Origin of the sequence: Francisella sp. SYW-2 (assembly GCF_008711475.1) — a bacterium.
In the GTDB taxonomy this organism is placed as follows: domain Bacteria; phylum Pseudomonadota; class Gammaproteobacteria; order Francisellales; family Francisellaceae; genus Francisella; species Francisella salimarina.
Genome location: NZ_VXKO01000006.1, coordinates 83,862 through 90,562, shown reverse-complemented (window position 1 = coordinate 90,562; position 6,701 = coordinate 83,862). Strand labels below are relative to the sequence as shown.

The window sequence follows — 6,701 nt, the reverse complement described above, 5'->3', positions numbered from 1 at the left end:
CTTGTGCCAATTGAATATTTCAGATAGACTTCCTCTTAGCTGATTAAAGTACTTTTTCATCTTTCGCAAATAATGAATATATAAGGCTTTAATCAGTCCTTTCAATATTTTTTATCGTGTACAGAGAAGAATGATTTGCATACATTAAAAGAATTTAGTTTTAGTGATAAAATGAAAGGTCAGTTTAGCTGTGCTCATCCTCAGTTTGATCCTGTCACGAAAGAACAGTTTAACTTTGTCGTCGATATATCAAAAAAGTGTAAATACACTATTTATAAAATTGCTAAAAATTCTTCAGAAAGAACAAAAATATATGAATTCTATGATAATCAATTTATATATAACCATACGCTATTTCTTACAGAGAACTATGTTGTTTTATATTTAGGTCCATTAAGAGCAAATCCACTTGATTTTTTGACTAAACCTGTTTCAGAAGTTATATCTTATGATGATACTGCAAAATGCAAGTTATTGGTTATTGATAGACGAACATATGATGTTCGGATTGTAGATGCTGAGAGTATTGTCTTCCTTCATAGTGTTAATGCTTTTGAACAAAATAATAAAATATATCTAGACTTTATTGAGTATACCGATAATCTTGAACCATATAAGAAGTTCTATTTTAAAAATATTGAGAATGATGATTGTAGACTAAAAACACAGCTAACACGAATGGTCGTTGATGTCGGTCGTAACACTATAGAGAAAAGTATTATTACAGCTCTTAATGTTGAGTTCCCAAGGATTAATGAGAAATTTTTGATAAAAAATTATCGTTATGTTTATCTAGCTAAGCGTACAGATCAAGCAGAATTTTTTAATAGCATAATAAAAATAGACTTATCAAATAATGATGTGGTTGAATATTGTTTTGGAAATAATTTTGTCTCAGAACCTATATTTATAGCTAATCCACAAGCTCAAACTGAAGATGATGGTCTTATATTTGTAAATGTTATCGATACAGACAAGAAACTTAGTTATATTGTCTATTTAAATGCAACTGATTTAAGTTTAGTATATAAAGCATATTTACCAATCCTAATTCCTCCAGCTCTGCATGGGGTATACTTAAAGTAGTATTTTATGAAAAATGTAATTTTTGATTTTGATTCAACATTGATTAAAAAAGAATCATTAGAGTTAATCTTAGAGCCATTATTAGAGCAATCTCCTTCAAAGCTAAAAGAAATTGAGCGTATTACCAATTTAGGTATGCAAGGAGACATTTGTTTTAGAGAATCTCTTGAAAGAAGATTGGCTATTGCAAGTCCAACAAAGCAAAGTATCAAAGATTTTGCAGATAAGTATTGTCCTGATTTATTGACAAGTGGTATCAAGAAAATAATCGAAACACTTAGAAATAAAGGTTATCAAATATGGATTTTTAGTGGAGGATTAACTGAGAGTATCGAGCCATTTGCAGATTATTTGCATATTCCACGAGATAATATATTTGCAGTAGATATTATTTGGAATGACGATGGAAGCTTTAAGACTCTTGATAACTCTAATGGAGCATGTGATTCAAAGTTAAGCGCTTTTGATAAAGTCAAAGATTTGATAAATGGTGAAATTATAGCTGTTGGTGATGGTTATACAGATTATCAGCTATATGAAAGCGGTTATGTTAATAAGTTCATAGCATATTTTGAACATGTTGAAAGAGAAAAAGTATCACAATTATCTAAATATATAGCTAGAAATGTAGATGACTTAGAGCTATTGCTTTTCTAACTTTTTGGCAGATATTACAGAGTGAATAAATGCTATAAACAATACTAGTATTCCTATAGAACCACTAAACCATTCTGGAATATGAACGAATATCTTTAGTAATAGTACAGCTGCTAAAAAACCAATAGCGTAGTGAGCACCATGTTCTAAATATATATATTTTGCCAGAGTTTTCTTTTGTACAAATAGTATGGTCAGTGATCTTACAAACATTGCACCAATACCAAGACCAATCATAATTATGATAATATTTGCTGTAATAGCGAATGCACCAATTACACCATCAAAACTAAATGATGCATCTATTATTTCAAGGTAAATAAATCCCATTATGCCATTGCGAGCAACTGTCGAACTATCTATATGCGATGTATCAAATATGGAGTTAAGCATACCAATGCTTTCATGTACAACTATACCCAAAAAGTAAGCAATTGCTAAACTGCCTTGATAATCAGGTTCTGCATCATAGATGATTATTAAGCCAATAAAGATTGCAAATAGAATATATCCACCATTATAATCACGTATTTTTCTTGTAATCCTATTGTTCTCAACTATAGGTATCCAATGATGACCTTCATTTTCACTGAGAAAAAAGTTCAGAAAAACCATAAGTAAGAAACTACCACCAAAACTGCAAATATAAGGCATGGAATGCTCTAATATATTTTGATACTGTTGAGGATTGTTTAGGGCAAGTGTAACTACGTTAGTAAAATTAATACCACTTGTGACACTTACCAATAAAATTGGGAATAATAAACGCATACCAAAAACGGCAATCGGTAAACCTAAGTAGATAAAGATCTTTTGCCATTTTTGTGACATTTGTCCAAGAATTTTTGCATTGATGACGGCATTGTCAAAACTAAGAGAAATTTCAAGTATGGCCAGAATTAATACCGAGTATATTGTTTCTAATGGAGCAGTTGGATAAATAAATATAGCAATACCGATACCAATAAGAGTTACAAAGAAAGAACCATAGAAGTATTTTAAAATTTTCAAAGCGATCAAAAAGTATGTTTTTAACGAGTAGATTTTAACATATAATGATATTTTACAAGATATTTTCAAGGTAGTTATATGTCGTTAGCATTGTATACGATTATTTTTTTAGGATTATGTTTCTTTTTATGGCGTAATTTTATGAAAAATAAGGAATATGCTGTAGATGTTGCTCAACGCTCAACAGCAAAATATGACTTGGAGTTGCTAGATGAAACTGTTTGTTTACGTAAAATAGATGTTAAGCTTGAGAATAGGCGTTTAGTTTTTTATAGAGTATACTCATTTGATTATAATAGCTCATCATCTGATGAGAGGTTTCGAGGGTATATTGTTATAAGAAATGGAAGACTTGATGATATTGTGATATCTGAGTTTGAGAAAGCTGATATTGTCAAAGAAAATATTGTATCTAGGCAATTTGAAGACACTCAATCAGGATCAGCAGCAAATAATGTTATAAATTTTGATGAAGAAGGGAAGTTATGATTATTCATTTACACCAGTTACCGAAATTAAAAGGAAGGAGTTATAGTTGTAGTCCTTTTTGTCTAAAGCTTGAGCTATATTTAAAAGCTACTGATTTGAGTTATCAAAATCATTTTAGTTTAGAGTTTAATAAATCACCAACAGGCAAAATGCCATATATAGAGACTATGGGTAAGAAATTTGCTGATAGCAATCTAATTATCGAAATGTTAGATAAGCAAAATCATAATAACTTGGATGAGCATCTAAACCCTAAACAAAAAGCCATATCTACAGCATTTATAAGATTATGTGAGGATAGCTTGTACTGGGTCGGAGTGTATAGTCGTTGGGCTGATAAAGATAATTATACATGGAAAAAAGAGTTCCTAGAGTCCACTAAGCTACCAAAGGCTATGGCGAGTATAGTTTACCCTGTTGCTAAGAGAAATGTTCTGCGTCAACTAAAGGCTGCTGGTGTAACAAATTTAACTAATAATGAAATTTATTTAAAAGCTGAGCGTGATTTACAAGCTATAGCAGACTATTTAGGTGAAAAAGAGTATTTCTTCAATTCTAAGCTATCATTACTAGATTTAGTGGTGTTTAGTTTTATTGTCAATATTGCAGATGGAAGTTGTGGGCGTAGGTTACAAAGTTTTTTGGCTAGCCTAAAGCTTGATAATTTCATAAAAAATATGCAAGAATCATTTGAGATCAGTTGTTGATCTAGGTAACTATCTTGATCTATAAAGTAATATCTTTATGGGTGATCTTAATTATAAAGCTGTAAGAGCTATTTGAAAGAGTTTCAGTAGCTTGTAGATAATTTGGCTTGAACACAAGGAGGGTGTGTAGTGCAATATATAGAGGAAAAACAACGAACGAAATACTTCATTTCATTATTTTTATTACAATTATTTGAAAGGTTTAGTTTTTTTGGTTTTTTTTATATTTTAATATTTTTCTGTATAAATAAGTTAAATCTTACAGAATCTTACGCATCAACCTTTGCTGGTTCATTTACTGCTCTTTGTTATGTTCTGAGCTCTTTGGGAGGTTTTATATCTGATAAGGCCCTAGGTGTGAGAAGGACTTTAATTGCAGTGGTATTTGTCTATTATCAGGATATTCATTGTTAGCGACTAGTGATATGCTAATGAATTTTTCGATCTATATAGGGTTGGCAATGATTATTGTTGGAGCATGTTTATTTGTGCCAATGACATTGAACAGTGTATCTAGATTATATGCAGGAGATCCAGCAAAGTTAGACTCTATATACGCTTACTTTAATATGGCTAATAATATTGGAGCATTATCAGGTGCTATTCTAATACCTTATTTAAGCAGTGCAGATTCATATGGTTTAGAAAATAGGCATTATGGAATTGCTTTAGGGGTGTGCGCTTGTGGAGTATTACTAGCTCTTGGCAATATATTTATGAATAAGAAATTATTTTCAACAATAGCTGCGCCAGTTGGTAAAAAAACACTTAGTTTTCAGCAGTTGGTTTTAGCTATAGTAGGAATAGTCTTTTTTATATCAGTAGTTACTGGCTTATTGTATTTTAGTGATTTAATTATTATTGTACTTATTCTAGCGGTAGTAGTTATTGTTGGTTATTTCATAAATGTTACTTTTCAGCAAGATAAAGAGTATCGCTTAAAAATGCTACTTTTATTAGTATTTATATTTTATGCAACAATATTTTTTATGACTTATGCACAAAAGACAACATCATTCTTCCTATTTAATGTTCATCATGTGGATTTAAATGTTTTGGGTATAAAATTGAATTCACAAACTGTACCAGGACTTTTAAATACTTCAGGGATTTTAATTTTTTCTCCACTTCTTGCTATGTATTTCAATAAAATGGGTGATAGATTAAGATCAACAAGTAAATTTGCTTTGTGCTTGTTATGTGCTGGGATATGTTACAGTTTCTTATATTTGGTGTGTGTTTTTAATGATCCTTCTACAAAAGTTTCCTTTTGGTGGGAAGTCATAGCTGTAGGTGTGTTTTTTTCCTGGGCTGAGATTATGGCAACGGCTGTTGGCTTATCTTTGATAACGCAACTTGTCCCGACTAAGGTCAGAGGCTTTTGTATGGGGATGTGGTTTTTAACTTGGGCAGTTGGTATTAAGCTAGGAGCATACGTGGCTTCACTTTATGCTAGTAAAGATTTGGAACACTCAAAGAGCTCATTGCTAGTTGGTCAAGCTAAAATTAATAGCTATCTGGGTTATGAGAATTTATTTATGTGGATTGCTATTGTTACTGTAGTTGCTGCTTTTTCACTTCTAGTCCTAAAAAATAAAATTAATAATGTTATTTATAAATAGTGTGGGAAATTTATGAATATTTTAAAAATTAGTAAACAAACTTTAAGGAATAATATTAAAATTATTCGAGAGTATGTTGGCAATGCTAAGATGTGTTTTCCTGTCAAGGCAAATGCTTATGGGCATGGTATAGAAGAGATAGTAGAGAATACACATGATTTAGTAGATTTTTTTGCTGTTGCTAACTCTCTAGAGGCTTTTAGAGTAACAGCTGTTGCTAAAAATCCAGTGCTAGTATTTGGAGTAATATACTATGAATATATTGAAAAAATGATCTCAGAAAATATTAGAGTTAGCATTCAAGACTATGAAGATATTGAAAAGTTAGAGCAAATAGCCAAAGAGCTTGATAAAAAAGTATATGCCCATATTAATATAAACACAGGTATGAATCGTATGGGGGTGTGTTATAGTGATGCTTGTAGAACTATAAAAAGAGCACATGACTCTCAGTGGATTTTACTTGAAGGAGTTTATAGCCATTTAGCATGTGCTGATAATCGAGATCATCCAACAAATACTAAGCAAAAAAAGAGATTTTCAGAAATTGTTGAATATACTAAAGAGTTATCTCGTAAGATAATTTGTCATTTATCAAATTCTTATGGTTTTCTAGGAGATAAGGAAATTTGTTATGATATGATTCGCCCAGGTATTGTAACTTACGGTTTTCTTCCAGAGTTTTATGTTGATAGACCTATAAGAGAAATAAAGCCTATAGCAAGGCTATTATCAAAGGTAGTTAAGATAATTGATTTGGAAGAAGGTGATGGTGTAGGTTATTCTATGATATATAGGGGTTTTCATGGAGAGAAAGTTGCTGTAATACCTATTGGCTATGGCGATGGTTTTCCTAGGGAGCTTGGTGATAGAGGGTTTGTGAGTATCAACAATGTACTATACCCTATGGCTGGAAGAATGAGTATGGATGGATTAACGGTTTCACTAGGCTATAATGAACACGATGTTAAAGTAGGAGATGTAGTAGAACTAATATCTGATATTCCACGCAATAGAAACAGTGCTTTTCTGATGGCTAAGCAAGTCAATACAATCGAGTATGATATTATGAGTACCTTAAACGAGAGAGTTATAAGAGAGGTTATATAACTCCTGAAGTATTTACATG

6 protein-coding genes and 1 pseudogene are annotated in these 6,701 nt (G+C 31.3%); 6 read left to right on the top strand and 1 reads right to left on the bottom strand.

The annotated features are described in order from the left end of the window. Window positions 1-135: 135 nt before the first annotated feature. Entirely contained in the window at window positions 136-1,086 is a 951-nt protein-coding gene (locus F3D57_RS03775; protein ID WP_224728148.1) for a carotenoid oxygenase family protein, read from the top strand. 6 nt (window positions 1,087-1,092) lie between these two features. Beyond that, entirely contained in the window at window positions 1,093-1,743 is a 651-nt protein-coding gene (locus F3D57_RS03770; RefSeq protein WP_150465249.1) for an HAD-IB family phosphatase, read from the top strand. On the opposite strand, the gene F3D57_RS03765 is transcribed toward F3D57_RS03770, so the two are convergent. After that, window positions 1,729-2,754 carry a DUF475 domain-containing protein gene (locus F3D57_RS03765; protein ID WP_150465248.1) on the bottom strand — a complete coding sequence of 342 codons (1,026 nt, stop codon included), beginning with the start codon at window positions 2,752-2,754 and terminating at the stop codon, window positions 1,729-1,731. The genes F3D57_RS03770 and F3D57_RS03765 overlap by 15 nt on opposite strands. A 78-nt stretch (window positions 2,755-2,832) precedes the next feature. Between F3D57_RS03765 and F3D57_RS03760 the strand changes: the two genes are divergently transcribed. The 4 genes and pseudogenes from F3D57_RS03760 to alr all read left to right on the top strand — a co-directional run bounded on the left by F3D57_RS03760 (window position 2,833) and on the right by alr (window position 6,682). Further along, window positions 2,833-3,243 (top strand): DUF3301 domain-containing protein, encoded by a 411-nt coding sequence (locus tag F3D57_RS03760; protein ID WP_041263797.1) that lies wholly within the window; start codon window positions 2,833-2,835, stop codon window positions 3,241-3,243. After that, entirely contained in the window at window positions 3,243-3,950 is a 708-nt protein-coding gene (locus tag F3D57_RS03755; RefSeq protein WP_150465250.1) for a glutathione S-transferase family protein, read from the top strand. The genes F3D57_RS03760 and F3D57_RS03755 overlap by 1 nt, the downstream gene beginning before the upstream one ends. A 129-nt stretch (window positions 3,951-4,079) precedes the next feature. Next, window positions 4,080-5,572 (top strand): annotated as a pseudogene (locus tag F3D57_RS03750) (peptide MFS transporter). 12 nt (window positions 5,573-5,584) lie between these two features. After that, window positions 5,585-6,682 (top strand): alanine racemase, encoded by a 1,098-nt coding sequence (gene alr / locus F3D57_RS03745; RefSeq protein WP_149368070.1) that lies wholly within the window; start codon window positions 5,585-5,587, stop codon window positions 6,680-6,682. The last annotated feature ends 19 nt before the right edge of the window (window positions 6,683-6,701 follow it).